Source organism: Ruegeria meonggei (assembly GCF_900172215.1).
Taxonomy (GTDB): Bacteria; Pseudomonadota; Alphaproteobacteria; order Rhodobacterales; family Rhodobacteraceae; genus Ruegeria; species Ruegeria meonggei.
Genome location: NZ_FWFP01000008.1, coordinates 75,775 through 92,570, shown reverse-complemented (window position 1 = coordinate 92,570; position 16,796 = coordinate 75,775). Strand labels below are relative to the sequence as shown.

The following is a 16,796-nucleotide window of genomic DNA, read 5'->3' as shown; positions in this document are numbered from 1 at the left end:
ATGAGCTTGCGATATTCCAAACTGGGACCCGGTGAGGGTCCCAACTACGACTGGGAAAACGACCACACCTTCGTCAAGGTTTCCGGTCAGGATACGAATGGTGCTTACACGCTCATGGAAGACAACCTGAAGGCCAGCTTTGCGCTTGGCCTTCATCGTCATGACAGCCACGCCGAAACTTTCTATTTCCTCGAAGGGGAGGTGGATTTCTATGTCGATGGCGACTGTCATCGCTGCGGGCCGGGCACCACCATGCACGTTCCGCCGGGAGTACCGCATGCATGTCGTGTGGCCGGGGCTGCCCCGGCACGGATGTTGATGATCTTTCAGCCCTCGGGGTTTGACGGGTTCCTCTCCGAGATGGCGACGATGACCGAGGCGGACTTTGGGGATGAGACAAAGATGGCCACGCTGAACGCCCGCTATGACATCATACCCATGGGGCCGATTCCACCCCATCCAGACGATCAAAACTGAAGGCTGTTTGCGATGGCAGCTCCCAAACACATGTGTGGCGTCTACCTGACGCATCACGGCGGCCCCGAGGCGCTTGAATGGCGCGACGATATTCCGGTTCCTTCTCCGGGCCCCGGTCAGGTGTTGGTCCGGGTGGCGGCGGCCGGAGTGAACAACACCGATATCAATACGCGGGTCGGCTGGTATGCGTCCGAGGTAACCGGCGCAACCGATGCGGTTGATCAGAACGTTGATGCCGGAGGTTGGGGCGGTGCGTTGCATTTCCCGCGCATTCAGGGCGGCGACCTGTGTGGCATTGTCGAAAGCGTTGGGCCAGAGGCGGGGTTTCAGTCCGGTCAGCGCGTGACCTGCCCAATCAACCTGCCACGCCCGCGACCGGGCAACCCAACTGGCTTCATCGCGCTGGGCTCGGAAATGGACGGGGCCTTTGCGCAATATTGCCTGGTCGAGGCACAAGATTTGTATGACGTGTCCGCGTCGCCCCTGTCAGACGTTGAGATTGCCGCCATCCCTTGCGCCTTTGGCACGGCCGAGAATCTGTTGACCCGCGCGGGCGTTACATCGGGACAGAACGTGCTGATTACCGGGGCCTCGGGCGGGGTTGGTCTGGCGGCTGTCCAACTGGCCGCGTTGCGCGGGGCCAGGGTTTGGGGCGTGACCAGCCCGAACAAGGCTGAGACTGTCGTCGGGCAAGGTGCCGTCGGCACCTTTGACCGGACCGCGCCCTTGCCTGAGGACAGGTTTGATGCAGTGATCGACGTTGTGGGCGGACCCGCCTGGGCTGGCCTGATCCTGGCGCTGAAACCGGGCGGGCACTATGCGGTCTCGGGTGCCATTGCTGGCCCGATGGTTCAGGCCGATCTGCGCGATATATATCTGCGCGACATTACCATTCACGGCTGCACCCATCAGGCGTTTGAGGTTTTCGGACGGTTGGTTGAGCTGATGAATGCCGGGCGGATCAGGCCTTTGGTCTCGAAAACCTACCCATTGAAAGACATCTCGGTTGCGCAGCAGGATTTCCAATCCAAGGCATTGCCGGGAAAACTTGTTCTGATCCCCTGAGGAGGCTGAAACATGGCAGATATCACTCTTCTGGACGGTTCCATCGGGCAGGAATTGGTCAAACTGTGCGGTGACAGTCCCACGCCGCTGTGGTCGACCCAAGTGATGATCGACCAACCGGATCTCGTGGGCGATGTTCACAGGGCATACTTTCAGCGTGGCGCGACGGTTGCCACCACCAACACCTATGCCGTCCACCGGTCACGTCTGGTGCGTGAGGGGATAGAAGATCAGCTTGCTAACCTGATCAACACGGCACTGTCGCAGGCCGAGCAGGCTCGCAGCGCCACAGGTGGGCGCATCGCCGGGGCGCTCGGGCCGCTTCTTGCCTCGTACAGACCCGACCTGAAACCGGATGTGGACGAGGCCGCCGGGAAATTCGCCGAGCTTGTGGATCTGATGTCGGATCACGTCGATCTGTTCCTGATCGAAACCGTGTCGTCGGTACAGGAGGCCGAAGGGGCCATGCAGGGCACCGCGCAGGCGGGCAAACCGGTCTGGCTGGCGCTTTCGGTGATGGACGGTGATGGCACACGTCTGCGCTCGGGCGAGGCCCTGTCCGATATCGCACCAGTTGTGGCCAGTTATGCGCCCCAGGCCGTTTTGATCAATTGCACCCGACCCGAGGCCGTGCTGCCCGCATTGGAGATCATTGCACGGATGGGCCCCCCATTTGGGGCCTATGCCAATGGCTTTACCGGGATTACCCAGGGCTTTCTGGAAGAGGCCCCAACCGTCGATGCACTGCAACAGCGTCTCGATCTTGGACCGGATGCTTATGCGGATCACGCCATGCGATGGGTGGAACAGGGCGCTACTATTGTTGGCGGCTGTTGTGAGGTCGGCCCCGACCATATCCAGACACTGGCCCAGCGGCTGCGCGCCGCCGGGCATCGGATCGTCTGAGGCGCGGATGATGCGGAAACCCAAAGAAAATTTGCCGGGCATGGTTCAGACCCATTTCGATATCGTGGTCGCACCGGGCTATGTGCTACTGGAGCTGGCCTCGCTGGTCGAGGTGTTGCGACTGGCCAATCGCGTCTGCCCCAGCCCACCCTTCACCTTTACATATCGGTCCCTTAAGGGCGGCCCGGTTGCCAGCAGCAGTGATGCAACTGTCCAGACCGAGCGGATTCCATCCCACCCCAAGGCCGATTACCTGTTTGTGGTTGGCAACACCGATCCGGATCATCCCGACTTGTCCCTGGGGCGGGTGGTTTCCGATTATACATTCCGCGATGCGCAGGTGTTTTTGCTGGCCGAAGCCGCCAGCCGTTACATCGACGAACGCGGCACTGCCGATATGGCAACCCACTGGGAAAACGCCTCTTTCCTGCGTGAACGTGGCGCCCGCTTCGAGGCCAAGCTGTCGATTGCTACCGAACAGGGCTCTGTTGTGACCTGTGCCGGGATGGGGGCGACGACGGATGTTGCGCTGGCCATCATCGGTCGCCATATCTCGGGGCCGGCCAAGATGACGGTTGCCGATATCATGCTGCACGAAAACATCCGCGACTTTTCGTCGATGCAGCCGTTTTCGGGGGCGCAACTGACGGCGACAGGGGATGCCAAGCTGGATCAGTGCATCAAGCTGATGCAGGCCAACATCGAAGATCCGCTGCCGATTCAACAGATTGTCGAAGCATTGCACCTGTCGAACCGTTCGCTTGAGCGTAAGTTCAAGACTTTCTTCGGCACCACGCCGAACGGCTTTTATCGTGAGATGCGCCTGGCCAAGGCCAATAACCTGTTGTTGAACACCACGATCAGCGTCCGGGAAATCGGATTGGCCTGTGGATTTCCCAACGGATTCTCGTCGGTTTACAAAAGCTTTTTCGGTGTCACGCCCTTTGTACTGCGGCGGGAAAAACGGGCCGCATCACATCGGTGAAAATCGCCACTGCCTTGACGTTTTTGGTGCATTTATTGTCGATCTTCCATGGCATTTTGCCCCAAACCTGACATAGCGGAGATTTCAGGATGGTTGATCTTCCCAGCAAGGCCCGAGTGGTCATCATCGGCGGCGGCGTCATCGGATGTTCGGTCGCGTATCATCTGACCAAAAAGGGGTGGAGCGACGTTGTGCTGTTGGAGCGTAAGCAGCTGACCAGTGGCACGACATGGCATGCGGCGGGTTTGATCGCTCAGCTGCGGGCCACCGCCAACATGACCAAACTGGCAAAATACAGTCAGGAACTTTACGGAGCGCTTGAGGCTGAGACCGGCGTTGCCACCGGGTTCAAACGCTGTGGGTCGATCACCGTCGCCCTGACCGAAGAGCGCAAAGAAGAGATCTATCGCCAGGCTGCAATGGCCCGCGCCTTTGGGGTCGAGGTTGAAGAGATTTCAAACGAACGGGTGCAGGAACTGTATCCCCATCTGAACATCGAAGACGTCAAGGGCGCGGTGTATCTGCCACTGGACGGGCAGGGCGATCCGGCAAATATCGCCCTGGCCCTAGCCAAAGGGGCAAGACAGCGTGGCGGCATCGTAAAAGAACGGACAAAAGTCACCGATATCGTCAAGCAGGGTCGCAAGGTGACCGGCGTGGACTGGGTGGCCGATGATGGCAGCGCATCCGGTCATATCGAATGCGACATGGTGGTGAACTGCGCTGGCATGTGGGGACATGAGGTCGGTCGGATGGCCGGTTCAAATGTGCCTTTGCACGCGTGCGAGCATTTTTACATTGTCACCGAGGGCATCGACGGTCTGACCCAACTACCAGTGCTTCGGGTTCCTGATGAATGTGCGTATTACAAGGAAGACGCAGGTAAAATCCTGTTGGGGGCGTTTGAACCCAATGCGAAACCCTGGGCGGCAGAGGGTATTCCGGACAGTTTTGAGTTTGACCAGCTGCCCGAAGACTTTGACCATTTCGAACCCATTCTCGAGGCTGCCTGTAACCGGATGCCCATGTTGGCCGAGGCGGGGATTCATACGTTCTTCAACGGTCCCGAATCCTTTACCCCGGATGACGCTTACCATCTGGGCCTGGCACCTGAGATGGACAATGTCTGGGTGGCTGCTGGGTTCAACTCGATCGGTATTCAGTCCGCTGGTGGCGCAGGCATGGCGCTGGCAGAATGGATGGATGCGGGTGCGAAACCCTTCGATCTGGGCGATGTCGATATCAGCCGGATGCAACCGTTTCAGGGCAACAAAAAGTACTTGTTCGAGCGGTCAAAAGAAACGCTGGGACTGCTATACGCGGATCACTACCCCTATCGTCAAAAGGCCACCGCGCGCGGTGTGCGCCGAACACCGTTCCACCACCACCTGTTAGAACAGGGCGCGGTTATGGGCGAGCTGGCAGGGTGGGAACGTGCCAACTGGTTTGCGAATGAGGGGCAGGAGCGCGAGTACCAATACAGCTGGAAACGTCAGAACTGGTTCGAAAACTCTGCCGCCGAACATCGCGCTGTGCGTGAGAATGTCGGCATGTACGACATGTCATCGTTCGGAAAAATTCGCGTCGAAGGGCCGGATGCCGAAAGGTTCATGAACTACATCGGCGGCGGCGATTACGCAGTGCCCAATGGCAAAATCGTCTATACTCAATTCCTCAACCGCACCGGGGGGATTGAGGCAGACGTAACGGTCACCCGCCTGGCAGAAACCTCGTATCTGGTTGTGACACCTGCGGCGACCCGTCTGGCAGATCAGACCTGGATGATGCGCAATGCAGGCGATTTCAATGTGGTGATCACGGATGTCACTGCAGGCGAAGGTGTTCTGGCGGTCATGGGGCCGAACGCGCGGGCATTGTTGGAAAAAGTCTCACCCGCTGATTTTTCGAACACCTCCAACCCGTTTGGAACAGCACAAGAGATCGAGATCGGTATGGGCCTGGCGCGTGTGCATCGGGTCACATACGTCGGCGAGCTTGGGTGGGAGGTCTATGTCTCTTCGGATATGGCCGGACATGTGTTCGAAACGCTGCACGAGGCCGGGCAGGATATGGATCTGAAGCTGTGTGGTATGCACATGATGGACAGCTGCCGGATTGAAAAAGGCTTCCGTCACTTTGGGCACGACATCACTTGCGAAGACCATGTGGTCGACGCAGGGCTTGGTTTTGCGGTCAAGGTTGATAAGGGCTGCGACTTTATCGGACGCGAGGCGGTGATTGCGCGCAAAGAAAGCGGACCCAAGAACCGCTTGGTGCAGTTCAAACTGACCACTCCGGAACCGCTGTTGTTTCACAATGAACCCATCGTGCGGAACGGCGAGTATGTCGGCTATTTGAGCTCAGGCAATTACGGTCACACGTTGGGTGGCGCCGTTGGCCTGGGCTATGTGCCCTGCGAGGGGGAAAAGGCAGCGGATGTGCTGGCCTCGACCTATGAGATCGATGTGTGTGGCGTAAAGATTAAGGCCGAAGCCTCGCTGAAGCCGATGTATGACCCCAAGTCAGAGCGAGTGAAGGTCTAATCCAATTGTCAGGGCGCTGACGCGCCCCGGCTCGATTGTTTTTGGGGCGACATATCAGAATTGCTGATGGCCCTCTTCACAGTTTTCGCAGTTCCCAATCCGGTCAGATTTGCCGTAAAGACGAACGGAACAAGCCGGAGGCCTGCCATGGCAGACGTGACAACACCCCCACAGAATGCTGATACGCCAAAGGGGTTGGCTTTGGCTGTCACCGCCTATGTCCTATGGGGGTTTCTGCCACTTTACATGAAGGCCATGGCGCATATCGGCCCGGTTGAGATTGTGGCGCATCGGATCATCTGGTCCGTGCCTTTGGCGGGGCTTTTGTTGATTGCGCTGGGGCGGACACGGGACCTGAGGGCTGCTTTACGCGATCCCAAGATGTTGGGGATGGCCTGCCTGACGGCGGCGCTGATTTCGGTGAACTGGGCGATTTATGTCTGGGCGATTGCCAGTGGCAATGCTTTGGATGCAGCGCTGGGCTATTACATCAATCCGTTGTTTAGTATTGCGCTTGGATCACTCCTGCTGCGCGAGCCGTTGAACAAAACGCAGATGGTTGCGGTCGGGCTGGCTGCGATGGGTGTGCTGGTTCTTGTGGTGCAGGCCGGAAGCCTGCCATGGGCAGCGCTTGGGTTGATGCTCAGCTGGGGTTTCTATGCGTTTTTCAAGCGGTCGCTTCCCATCGGCCCCAACCAGGGGTTTCTGTTGGAGGTGCTGATCCTACTGATCCCGGCGTTGGCCTATGTGACATGGCTAGGGGCGCAGGGGTCAGGGCATTTTGGACTGGTTGCCGAGGACACCCTGTTGCTGGCAGGGGCAGGCATCGTGACGGCAGTACCGTTGCTGGTCTATGCCAACGGTGCCAAACTGGTGCGCCTTTCGACCATGGGTATTCTGCAGTACATTGCCCCAACTATGATCTTCATCACCGCCATTGCCGTATTCGGAGAGCAGATCGACCGGGGTCGCATGATTGCATTCCCGCTGATTTGGGCGGCTTTGGTCGTGTATTCAATCCCGATGATCCGGCAGATGCGGGCTCAGGCCTGACGCATAAGGCGCGCGGCTTCATCGGCCCAGATGGCATAGGTTCTTGGACTGGGATGATACCCGTCTGGTGCGGCAAGTGCCGGGTCGTCCGGCAGGTCCAGCGACAGGTGTCGGGCCTGAGGGAACCCGGCTACGACTTGCATTAGCCCCTGATCCAATCGCGCGGCCTGTCGCCCCAGAACCCAAGCAAGCGGATGCGGTAAAGCGGGAAAGCGGTTCATTTGAGGCACCGCGGTGACAACAACCCGCCGCACGCCCAATTGCGTGGTTAAAAGACCCAGCAATCGCGTCTGACGGGCGACAAAGCGCGCATGTGTCACGCCCCGGGTCACGTCATTCACGCCAAGGGCCGTAAGGGCCATATCGAACTGTCCGGTCAAGCCGTGCAAGCGGTCAATCGTGTCCTGCGTGGTGTGCCCCGTCGTGGCCTCAAGCTGCCATTCGACAGTGTAGTGCTTAGCCAGCCTGGCAACGAGATGTCCTGAGAGCGCCTGGGCCTGTGTACCCGCGCCCACGCCTGCGGCTGAACTGTCACCGGCAATCAGCAGACGCAGTCGGGGTCCGCGCCCTGCGCGCCCTTCGCGCGGACCAATGGGTTCAGGCAGCAACTGGGCCTTGCGGCGCACCGACAGGCCCTGCGCCGCCAGAACTGGCAGCAGCGGCACACGCAACAGCTGGTCCGTGGCAACAGGCATGGTCAGCTCAGTGCTTCTCTGAACTTGAGGAACCGCGCGTCGGTTGTCACCCGTGCCATCATCGCATCGCGTAGGGCGCCGATGGATTTGTACGGACGCATGGCCACTTCAAACTCTTGAATCAGGCCGTCGTCGTTCAGAGTGATCAGGTCGACCCCGACAGCGTCCAGATCGCCAATCTTGCATTGAAACTCCAGCGCCCAATCGTTGCCATCGCCCATAATGCGGCGATAGCGGAAATCGGAAAACACCTGTCCCACATGGCCCAGAACAGCTGCGACCGGGGCGCGGCCTGTCCAGGTGCTGTAATAGGTCGGCGGGGAAAACCGAACATCTTCCGCCAGTAGGTCATGGATCAGGTTTTCATCGCCTTTTGCGACAACTTCCTGCATGCGTTCGATTGTGGGGTGCATGGTCTTTCCTTCCGCTTTGGGTTTGAGCTTTGCCGACCAGATACGCGCAGGCAAGCCCGACGTTGCGGGAGGCAGCGCGCTGCGATAGGCAGGCGCGCATGAGCGAGACCTATGATCCCCCGAAAACACCCTTGGACGTGTTGCACGAAGATGCGAGCCTGATCGTGGTGAACAAGCCCTCGGGGCTGCTGTCTGTGCCGGGGCGCGGAGAGCATCTGGCCGATTGCCTGCTGAGCCGTGTACAGGCGGCCTTTCCGCATGCGCTGCTGGTGCACCGACTGGATCGGGACACGTCCGGCGTCATAGTCTTTGCCCAAACGCCGCATGCACAGCGACATCTGGGTCTACAATTCGAAAAGCGCCAGACCCGCAAAACCTACGTTGCCCGGGTCTTGGGGCGGGTTGCGGAAAAAACCGGAACTGTGGATTTGCCCCTGATCGTTGATTGGCCTAACCGCCCGCGTCAGATGGTATGCCATGAAACGGGGAAGTTCGCGGTCACAGATTGGCGGGTGATAAAACTTGGGGACGAGGAAACGCGCCTGCGTCTGTTCCCAAAAACTGGCCGGTCGCACCAGCTGCGCGTACATATGCTGGCGCTGGGCCACCCGATCCTGGGTGACCCGTTTTATGCCAAGGGCGCGGCGCGTGACTATCCCCGCCTAATGCTGCATTCCGAGGAACTGCGCCTGAAGAACCCCGAAGGCGGCGTTTCGATGAAGTTCCGCGCCAAACCTGATTTCTGATCCTAGGTCGCGCTGGTCCACAACATCTTCAGATTGCCCAATGAAAAGCGCTTCCTCCGGGTCCTGGGGGCGCAGGGTTGACGGCTCGCCATGATCTCGCGTTCGATCTCAAATGCGCGCAAGCTGTGGTCCTGTGCCCAGCGGCCTAGTTTCAGGGTCATCATCACGTGATTGTCGAGGCTAGGCATGGTGTTCTCCTTTTGCGTTATAGACCCAGTCTCAACCATCACTGCTGACACCCCCTTGTCAGGGGGGTGTGCTAAAGTGTCAGCAGATAACCCGGAGAAACTTATGCGTCGTTCGACCCGCCTGTTTGAAATCATTCAGATTTTGCGTGCAACTGATGCCCCTGTGACGGCTGAAGCGCTGGCAGAAAAGCTCGAAGTGTCCGTGCGCACGGTCTATCGGGATATCGCCGCGCTACAGGCGCAACGCACCCCGATCGAAGGCGAGGCCGGGGTCGGGTACCTTATGCGGCGCGGCTATGACCTGCCACCGTTGAACTTTGACGCAGAAGAGGTCGAGGCGCTTTGGGTCGGCCTGTCGATGCTGGCGCGCACCGGCGACAGCACGTTGCAACAGGCGGCGGATCGGGTGTGTCGCAAGATCGAAGCCCTGCGCGCGCCTGCGGATTGGTTGCAGGTGGCGCCATGGGGGGCACCGATGGATGACCCGGAAAAGGGTTGCATCCCCGTGGTGAATTATCGCGAGGCCATCCGGCAGGAGCGCAAGATTCGCATCACCTATGTCAATTCAGCGGACCAGCAGAGCGAAAGAATCGTCCGTCCTGTTGCGCTGATCTATCACATCGAATGCACCATGCTGGCTGCCTGGTGCGAGCTGCGAAACGGATTTCGGCATTTTCGGACCGACCGGATCTGGGCCTGCGAGCTGATTGACGATCATTTTTGCGGGCAGGGCAAACCCCTGCGGGCGATCTGGCAAGAGCAAAATCGCTGGGATGACACCGCCCAGAGCGCAATAAGTGGCAGGTAATTGCCGATCTCACCGGATTGTTGCTTGAGACCTAGATCAACCCCCGTGATATACTGCCCCAAACAAAAACTACCCGGTAAACGGGTCACGGAGCAGAAGGTGATTCCATGACGATTTCCAAGTTTGTCCTTTCCGCCGGGCTTTGCTCGGCCATGATTCTGGGGGCTTGCACAGACCCCGGCACGCTGAACCTGCCGTCCGATCCCAATCAGAATGCCAAACAAGGCGCGCTTCTGGGTGGTTTGGTCGGGGCGGGTGTTGGCGCGATTGCCAATGATTCGAACCCCGGTCTGGGCGCGCTGGCTGGGGCCGCCATCGGGGCCGCGGGTGGTGGTCTGATCGGCAACCAGCTGGACCGTCAGGCGACCGAGCTGCGCCAACAGTTGGCCAATGATGGTATCACCATTGTCAATGCAGGCGACCGTCTGATCGTTACCGTGCCCAATGACATCACCTTTGACACCGACAGCTCGACCGTGCGTCCGCCGCTGCGGGCCGATCTGGTGCGCGTTGGGCAAAACCTGGTGAGGTATCCCAATTCAAGCGTTCAGGTCATCGGCCATACCGACAGCGATGGCGAGGCCTCGTACAATCAAGGCTTGTCTGAACGCCGCGCCCGATCTGTTGCCGATATCCTGCAGGCCAACGGTGTGAACGGCGCCCGTATTTCAACAATCGGTCTGGGTGAAAACCGCCCTGCCGCCTCGAACCTGACGGCTGAGGGCAAGGCCCGGAACCGCCGGGTCGATATCGAGATCATCCCCAACGGGTGAACATAAAATGGAGGGGCACCGATGAAGGTGCCCCTTCTATGCACATTGACTGCGCGTCATGTGGTATTTGGCGTGGGCCCGTTACGGTCTAAATACGGGAAAACACCTTGATGGAGTTCCCTCATGTCCGAACCGATCCTGCTTGGCCTGTCCGGCTCATTGCGCGAAAGCGCCACCAATCGCAAATTGCTGCGCGAGGCGGCCCGGTTATTCGCGCCCGGCACCTATATCGAGGCCGATCTGAACTTGCCGCTTTATGATGGAGATCTAGAAGACGGTGAAGGCATTCCCGCGCCAGTGCAGGTGCTGGCCGATCAGATCGCGCAGGCCCATGCGGTCATCGTTTCCACGCCGGAATACAACAAGGGGCCATCGGGCGTTCTGAAAAACGCGCTGGACTGGGTCAGCCGAACAGCGGGACGCCCTTGGGCCGACAAACCTGTTGCGGTGATGTCTGCGGCTGCCGGACGTGCGGGCGGTGAGCGGGCACAGATGGTGTTGCGTGGCTATATGGTGCCGTTCCAGCCGCGTATTCTGCAGGGTCCGGAAATTCATTTGGCAAGCAGTTCAAACGAGTTTGATGCGCAGGGAAGGCTAACCAGCGACCGTTATGAAAGTGCACTGCAAACCCTGATGCAGAAGTTGCGGGTTGAGGCCGGTTTTTAGCCTGATCCTGACACTTGTTCCTCAGACGGGGTCTGCCTAGTCTGCCGACATGACCGAACAAACACAGACCGACGCAATTGATCCGGCCCGCGCCGCTGCGCTGCAAGTGGCGTTGGGGCATCAGGTCTCTGTTGCGACGGGGACTGCGCTGCCCCCGTTCTTTCACCAGCTGTATTTTTGGTCACCGCAGCCGCCGCAGGCGCTGGGTCGGGATGGGCATCCAAAGGTTGGTGGCGACTTGATCCCCGACATGGATCTGCCGCGCCGGATGTGGGCCGGAGGACGGTTGAGGTTTCACGCACCGTTGATTGCTGGCACTAAGGCGCAGCGGCGCTCGGTCTGCAAAAGCGCGACGGCCAAGACAGGCCGCAGCGGACCGCTGGGCTTTGTCACTCTGCGTCATGAGATATGGCAAGGCGATGTCCGATGCCTGACAGAGTGGCAGGATCTGGTCTATCGGCAGGACCCCTCGGTGTCTGAGGTAAAACCTACCCCGCCGGATGCCCGCACCGATGAAACCGACCACAGAGAGCTGTGCTTTGATTCAACCCTGCTGTTTCGCTATTCAGCGCTGACCTTTAATGGGCATCGCATTCACTACGATCTGGATTATGCGCGTGAGGTCGAAGGCTATGCCGGATTGGTCGTGCATGGCCCGTTGCTGGCGCAATTTTTGATGCTGCTTGCCGAAGATGCCATGGGTCCTTTGGCGCAATTCTCGTTCCGCGCGTTTTCACCCGTGATGCATTTTGAAACGGTGAGCTTGTGCCGCAACGGGTCAGTCCTGTGGGTACGTGGCCCCGACGGGCGGCAATGCATGACGGCCGAGGCTGTGCCGCGGTCAGAGTGAGGCTTCGGGGCGAAAATCCTCAAGTATGGTGTCGTGACCATCCAGCACCAGATCAGCGATAACCTTGGCCACTTTCGGGGCCATGCCAAAACCGATCTTGAAACCGCCATTGGCGATGAACTGGCCCTGATGCAGCGGGTGTGCGCCCAGCATCGGCGCACGGCTTTTGCTGCGCGGACGGACACCGGCCCAACGCTCGATAACCTCGGCGCCGTGCAGAACAGGCACAGCCCGCGTGGCGCGCTCCAGTACGTCATCCAACGCGGCATCGGTGCTGGTTGGGTCGTCATAGTCGCGCTCGGACGTGGACCCAATCGCCAGCGTCCCGTCGGCATGTGGTACAAAATGTACGGCATCCGCGAACAACTGCGGTGCGTCGCCTGCATCGAACCGCAGCAACGCGGCCTGACCTTTGACGCCATTGCCCACAGTCTTGCCGAAGGCCTGGTTGAGCTCTTGCAGGCCCGCCAGCCCGGTGGCGTGGACGACCTGCCCCCGATCAAGCGCGTCTGTCTGAACCTCGACCCCCATCACCGCCAGCGCTGCCACAAGTGCGGCACAGGCACGGCGGGGGTGCATGCGGGCGCTCAGCGTGTCATGGATCACAAATCCGGTCGGGCTGGGCGGGCACCATGCGCCGGCTTCAACCGTTTCAACCACGCACCAGTCGGCCTGCCCTTGCCACAGCGTGGCGGCGCTCACCGCGCGCGCATGGGCCAGCTCCAGCGTGCGGGCGTCGGCAATGGGTTGCAGCCGACCCAGCCGTGCATAGCCAGACGAGACGCCGCCGGTTGCCTCAATCTGTGTCCAGAACGGTTTTGCCATGATCAGGCTGTCGAACTGAAAGGCCTTTTTGGCGTTCCAGTTCTCGGGCACATGCGGGGCCAGTGCGCCCACAAGTCCACCGCTGGAGCCCGCACCGGGGCCAAAAGGGTCAACAACCTGCACCTTTGCGCCGCGCCTGGCACACGTCCAGGCGATGGACAGGCCAAAGATGCCCGCGCCGCGCACCGTCACATCGACCATTGCCATTCCCCTTATCCTTGTTCAGTGTCGCGCCGCTTAGCTACAGGATTCCCCGATGGCAGACCAGCATGCCAATCTGACGTGGAGAGACGGGCAGATTCCCGTCTCGGACCGGTTCGATGATCCCTATTTCTCGTTGCAAAACGGGTTGGAAGAGACGCGTTATGTGTTTCTGGCAGGAAATGATCTGCCCGCGCGATTTGCGTCGGGGTTTCACATTGCCGAGCTAGGATTTGGCACCGGTCTGAACATGCTGACCGCTTGGTTCGAATGGGAGGCATCCGGCCAGACCACACCGCTGTCCTTCACCAGTTTTGAGGCCTATCCGATGGAGCCCAGCGATATGGCCCGCGCGCTGCAGGCCTTCCCCGAGCTTGCGCCCTGGGCTGACCGGTTTCTTGACCAGTGGCAAGGGGGACAGTGCGACCTGGGGACCTTGCACCTTGAGGTTATCGAAGGCGATGCGCGGCAGACCCTGTCGGGCTGGACCGCTAACGCGGATGCGTGGTTTCTGGACGGGTTCTCACCTGCCAAGAACCCGGAATTGTGGGGGTCTGACCTGATGCAACAGGTTGCCGATCACACCGCCATTGGTGGCACGGCGGCGACCTATACGGCTGCCGGGTTCGTGCGGCGGGGTTTGGCGGATGCGGGGTTCACCGTTACCCGCACACCGGGCTATGGTCGCAAGCGCCACATGACCTGCGCTGTCAAACCATGACGCAACAGAACAACAGCCGCGCCGGCATCCTGCTGATGATCGCGGCCACAGTGGTGTTTGCACTGCAAGACGGGATCTCACGCCATCTGGCTGGAACCTATAACACCTACATGGTCGTGATGATCCGCTACTGGTTTTTTGCGGCCTTTGTTATCGCGCTGGCCGCACGGGCACCCGGAGGGTTAAGGGCCGCTGCACAAACCAGCCAGATCGGGCTGCAGGTGTTTCGTGGCGTATTGTTGGCGGCTGAAATCTGTGTTGCCGTTTTTGCTTTCACGGTTCTTGGGCTGATCGACACAATGGCGGTGTTTATCTGCTATCCGCTGCTGGTGGCCGCGCTCAGCGGGCCAGTGCTGGGCGAGACGGTCGGGTGGCGACGCTGGTCCGCAATCGGTGTTGGATGCGCTGGGGTTCTGATCATCCTGCAACCTGGCGTCGGGGTATTTAATCCCTGGGCCATCGTGCCCCTGATCTCAGCGTTGATGTTTGCGCTGTACGGGTTGCTGACGCGCTACGCTGCCCGCAAGGACAGCGCCGCCACCAGCTTTTTCTGGACCGGGGTGTCGGGTGCTGTGGCGATGACGCTGGTCGGCATGTGGTACTGGGAGCCGATGGCCAGCAGCGATTGGATTTGGATGGCGGTGCTGAGTGTCTGCGGTGTTCTCGGCCACTGGTTGCTGATCAAATGCTATGAAATGGCCGAGGCCAGCGCCGTCCAGCCTTTTGCCTATTTCCACCTGGTCTGGACCTCGATTTTGGGCATCTCGATTTTTGGAGAGTCTCTGCGGCCAGCGGTAGTGGTTGGTGCTGCTCTGGTGGTTTCGGCGGGCTTGTTTACCCTATGGCGCGAAAGACGCCAGAGTTGAGCCGATAAGCTCCTGTGAAAACGGGACCGGCAGTGCAGGCTGGCCCAAACGGGCACGATAGACCGGCAGGCTTTCCGACACGCGCATTACATAGTTGCGGGTTTCGCTAAAGGGGATGGTCTCAATCCAATCGACCACTTCAATCTCGCCTGCGCGGGGATCGCCATAACGTTTCATCCACGAGATCGGTCTGCGCGGTCCGGCGTTATAGCCGGCGGACATCATCACCACATTGCCGTTGAAATCCGCAGCCAGACCGGACAAATAGTTCGCTCCCAGCTTGGCGTTGTACTGCCAGTCCGAAGTAAGTTTGCCTGTCTTGTGGCCACCGAGAATACCCAGCTCTTTGGCCACCAGTTTGGCTGTGGCGGGCATCACCTGCATCAGGCCACGCGCGCCCGCGCCGCTGACCACCACCGGATCAAACTCGCTTTCGCGGCGGGCAATGGCCAGCGTCATTTCCTTGGCCATGGGCAGGCCGATATCGGCCACCGGGTGCACCGGGTAATAGGCCGCAGGCAGAACAACCCCTGTCTTGGCCGCGCGTTTGGCAATCATCACGGCCAGATGCGGTTCTTTCAGTTCGATCGCCAGATCACCCAGCTGGCCGGCCTGTACCGGGTCCAACCCCTCGACCAGATGAGTCAGAAACCGTTCCGAGAGGTTGTCTTCGCCCGCAGCAAGCAACAGCAGACCAGCGTCCAACACGCTGGAATCGGCAAACTCGGCCTGTTTCCAATGCGGGGCCCGACGGGGATTGGCCAGTTCACTGTCAAAGGGTCGTCCGATCTGTTCGGCGGCCAGAAGGCCATAAAAAGAGGTCTGATAATCCGCACCTTTGGAATAGGCTTCATAGGCTTTGTCGGCATCACCTTTCGCTGCATAGGCACGGCCCAGCCAATACCCGCCGCGCCCTTTTGAGATCGGCGATTGCACCGCACCCGAGAAATTCTGGAAATGCCGAACGGCTGTGTCGGGGTCGTTCAGTTTGCGCAGGGCCAGAAACCCGGCCAGCCATTCCAGATCGGCATAACCATAGCCCATTTCAGGGGTCATGTGATGGTTGGCAGCAATCGCATAGGCACGGCTTGTGTTACCCTGACGCATCTCAAGCCGGGCCAGACGGCGGCGTCCTTCGGCCCATTGATCTGGCTCACCCAATGCGTCAGGCCCGGTCGATTGCGCCAGCATCAGGTCGATTGCGCTGTCATCCAGCTCTTTCTTGTCGCGCCAGACAAAGCGGTCAAACGCCAGCCCCGGCGATCCGGCCAGAGATTCCGGAACCGCAGACACTTTCCCATCCACGCCCGGTTGACGTTTCTGCAGGGCAATACGCGCCTCGGCCAGCTTGCGGTCATCAGTGCTGACCAGCGATAGCATCTGCCCGGCACTGACCAGATGATTGTCCCACAGCATCCGGTCCAGACGGGCGGCGTGGTGGGGTTTCAGAAGGGGGCCGAAATTCTCAAGATAGTCTGTTTGCAACCCAGACCCCATGGGCATTGTCCGCCAGGCAGCGACAATATCGGCCTCGGCTTCGCCTGGGCGTCCCTTGGCCTTCAGTGCGACGGCATAGTTCAGCGCCCCTTCGGCGGTTTGCGGGGGATTGTCGGCGTAGAACTTCAACACCCGGTCGGGATCTGCCCCGGTAAAGGCAGGCTCGCTTTTGCGCCGCAGCCACGCCAACCCGGGCCAGTCCGGGCGACGGTCCAGAAACACAAGCACGTCGCCTGATCCGCCAAAGCCTTCGCGCAGCCAATGCCAGACGATGATGTCGCGCGAAACCGACCCCCGTGCGCCCGACTCGCGCAGAGCGGCGTTCCAATCGCCTTTTCGCATTTCATAAAGACCGGCCCGCAGATCACCCGCCGCATCGGCCCGTGCCTGTCCCAATGACCCCAGAATCATCGCCATCATAAGCGCCAGAACGCGTGTCATGCCTTGCATTTCCCAACCAACCAAGGATAGAGCCATTCAGGATAAACCTTGCGCCGCCGGGATCAACACACATCGCT

At 59.8% G+C, this 16,796-nt stretch carries 18 protein-coding genes; 13 read left to right on the top strand and 5 right to left on the bottom strand.

Translation table 11 applies throughout. The annotated features are described in order from the left end of the window. The 6 genes from RUM8411_RS14190 to rarD all read left to right on the top strand — a co-directional run bounded on the left by RUM8411_RS14190 (window position 1) and on the right by rarD (window position 7,029). Window positions 1–477, top strand: coding sequence for a cupin domain-containing protein (locus tag RUM8411_RS14190; RefSeq protein ID WP_085823367.1), 477 nt, complete (start codon window positions 1–3; stop codon window positions 475–477). A 12-nt stretch (window positions 478–489) separates the two neighbouring features. Next, complete coding sequence (locus RUM8411_RS14185) at window positions 490–1,542, top strand: alcohol dehydrogenase catalytic domain-containing protein (RefSeq protein WP_085823366.1); 1,053 nt, start codon at window positions 490–492, stop codon at window positions 1,540–1,542. A 12-nt stretch (window positions 1,543–1,554) separates the two neighbouring features. Beyond that, window positions 1,555–2,448, top strand: coding sequence for a homocysteine S-methyltransferase family protein (locus RUM8411_RS14180; protein ID WP_085823365.1), 894 nt, complete (start codon window positions 1,555–1,557; stop codon window positions 2,446–2,448). A 10-nt stretch (window positions 2,449–2,458) separates the two neighbouring features. Beyond that, on the top strand, window positions 2,459–3,433 hold the full coding sequence (locus RUM8411_RS14175; protein ID WP_234995240.1) for a GlxA family transcriptional regulator: 975 nt from the start codon (window positions 2,459–2,461) through the stop codon (window positions 3,431–3,433). A gap of 89 nt (window positions 3,434–3,522) precedes the next feature. Further along, window positions 3,523–5,976 carry a GcvT family protein gene (locus RUM8411_RS14170; RefSeq protein WP_085823363.1) on the top strand — a complete coding sequence of 818 codons (2,454 nt, stop codon included), beginning with the start codon at window positions 3,523–3,525 and terminating at the stop codon, window positions 5,974–5,976. A 147-nt stretch (window positions 5,977–6,123) separates the two neighbouring features. Further along, window positions 6,124–7,029 carry an EamA family transporter RarD gene (gene rarD / locus RUM8411_RS14165; RefSeq protein WP_200818583.1) on the top strand — a complete coding sequence of 302 codons (906 nt, stop codon included), beginning with the start codon at window positions 6,124–6,126 and terminating at the stop codon, window positions 7,027–7,029. Here rarD and RUM8411_RS14160 read toward each other — a convergent pair. Next, window positions 7,020–7,724, bottom strand: a complete 705-nt coding sequence (locus RUM8411_RS14160) for an SGNH/GDSL hydrolase family protein (RefSeq protein ID WP_085823362.1) — start codon at window positions 7,722–7,724, stop codon at window positions 7,020–7,022. The two genes, rarD and RUM8411_RS14160, sit on opposite strands and share 10 nt — an antisense overlap. A gap of 2 nt (window positions 7,725–7,726) precedes the next feature. Beyond that, window positions 7,727–8,137, bottom strand: a complete 411-nt coding sequence (locus tag RUM8411_RS14155) for a nuclear transport factor 2 family protein (RefSeq protein ID WP_085823361.1) — start codon at window positions 8,135–8,137, stop codon at window positions 7,727–7,729. Between the two features lie 98 nt (window positions 8,138–8,235). On the opposite strand from RUM8411_RS14155, the gene RUM8411_RS14150 reads away from it, so the two are divergent. Next, on the top strand, window positions 8,236–8,883 hold the full coding sequence (locus RUM8411_RS14150) for a pseudouridine synthase (protein WP_085823360.1): 648 nt from the start codon (window positions 8,236–8,238) through the stop codon (window positions 8,881–8,883). Between the two features lie 2 nt (window positions 8,884–8,885). Here the strand turns inward: RUM8411_RS14150 and RUM8411_RS14145 are convergent, their stop codons facing one another. Next, window positions 8,886–9,071, bottom strand: a complete 186-nt coding sequence (locus tag RUM8411_RS14145; RefSeq protein WP_085823484.1) for a hypothetical protein — start codon at window positions 9,069–9,071, stop codon at window positions 8,886–8,888. 103 nt (window positions 9,072–9,174) lie between these two features. Here RUM8411_RS14145 and RUM8411_RS14140 point away from each other — a divergent pair, with 103 nt between their 5' ends. From RUM8411_RS14140 to RUM8411_RS14125, 4 genes are all read left to right on the top strand, one after another. Next, entirely contained in the window at window positions 9,175–9,879 is a 705-nt protein-coding gene (locus tag RUM8411_RS14140) for a helix-turn-helix transcriptional regulator (RefSeq protein ID WP_085823359.1), read from the top strand. Window positions 9,880–9,986: 107 nt separating this feature from the next. After that, the gene (locus RUM8411_RS14135) at window positions 9,987–10,652 is read left to right on the top strand and encodes a YiaD family glycine zipper/OmpA-like lipoprotein (RefSeq protein WP_085823358.1); all 666 of its coding nucleotides are present in this window, start codon (window positions 9,987–9,989) and stop codon (window positions 10,650–10,652) included. A gap of 123 nt (window positions 10,653–10,775) precedes the next feature. Beyond that, window positions 10,776–11,318, top strand: a complete 543-nt coding sequence (locus tag RUM8411_RS14130; RefSeq protein ID WP_085823357.1) for an NADPH-dependent FMN reductase — start codon at window positions 10,776–10,778, stop codon at window positions 11,316–11,318. A gap of 49 nt (window positions 11,319–11,367) precedes the next feature. Next, window positions 11,368–12,168, top strand: a complete 801-nt coding sequence (locus tag RUM8411_RS14125) for an HTD2 family dehydratase (protein ID WP_085823356.1) — start codon at window positions 11,368–11,370, stop codon at window positions 12,166–12,168. On the opposite strand, the gene RUM8411_RS14120 is transcribed toward RUM8411_RS14125, so the two are convergent. Beyond that, entirely contained in the window at window positions 12,160–13,200 is a 1,041-nt protein-coding gene (locus RUM8411_RS14120) for an NAD(P)/FAD-dependent oxidoreductase (protein ID WP_200818582.1), read from the bottom strand. The genes RUM8411_RS14125 and RUM8411_RS14120 overlap by 9 nt on opposite strands. Before the next feature lie 49 nt (window positions 13,201–13,249). Between RUM8411_RS14120 and mnmC2 the strand changes: the two genes are divergently transcribed. Together mnmC2 and RUM8411_RS14110 are read left to right on the top strand one after the other, a co-directional pair. Beyond that, complete coding sequence (gene mnmC2, locus RUM8411_RS14115; RefSeq protein ID WP_085823355.1) at window positions 13,250–13,915, top strand: tRNA (5-methylaminomethyl-2-thiouridine)(34)-methyltransferase MnmC2; 666 nt, start codon at window positions 13,250–13,252, stop codon at window positions 13,913–13,915. Next, a complete protein-coding gene (locus tag RUM8411_RS14110; RefSeq protein WP_085823354.1) occupies window positions 13,912–14,781 on the top strand; it encodes a DMT family transporter in 870 nt (289 codons plus the stop codon). The genes mnmC2 and RUM8411_RS14110 overlap by 4 nt, the downstream gene beginning before the upstream one ends. Here the strand turns inward: RUM8411_RS14110 and RUM8411_RS14105 are convergent. Then, on the bottom strand, window positions 14,755–16,719 hold the full coding sequence (locus RUM8411_RS14105) for a lytic transglycosylase domain-containing protein (protein ID WP_085823353.1): 1,965 nt from the start codon (window positions 16,717–16,719) through the stop codon (window positions 14,755–14,757). The two genes, RUM8411_RS14110 and RUM8411_RS14105, sit on opposite strands and share 27 nt — an antisense overlap. Between the last annotated feature and the right edge of the window lie 77 nt (window positions 16,720–16,796).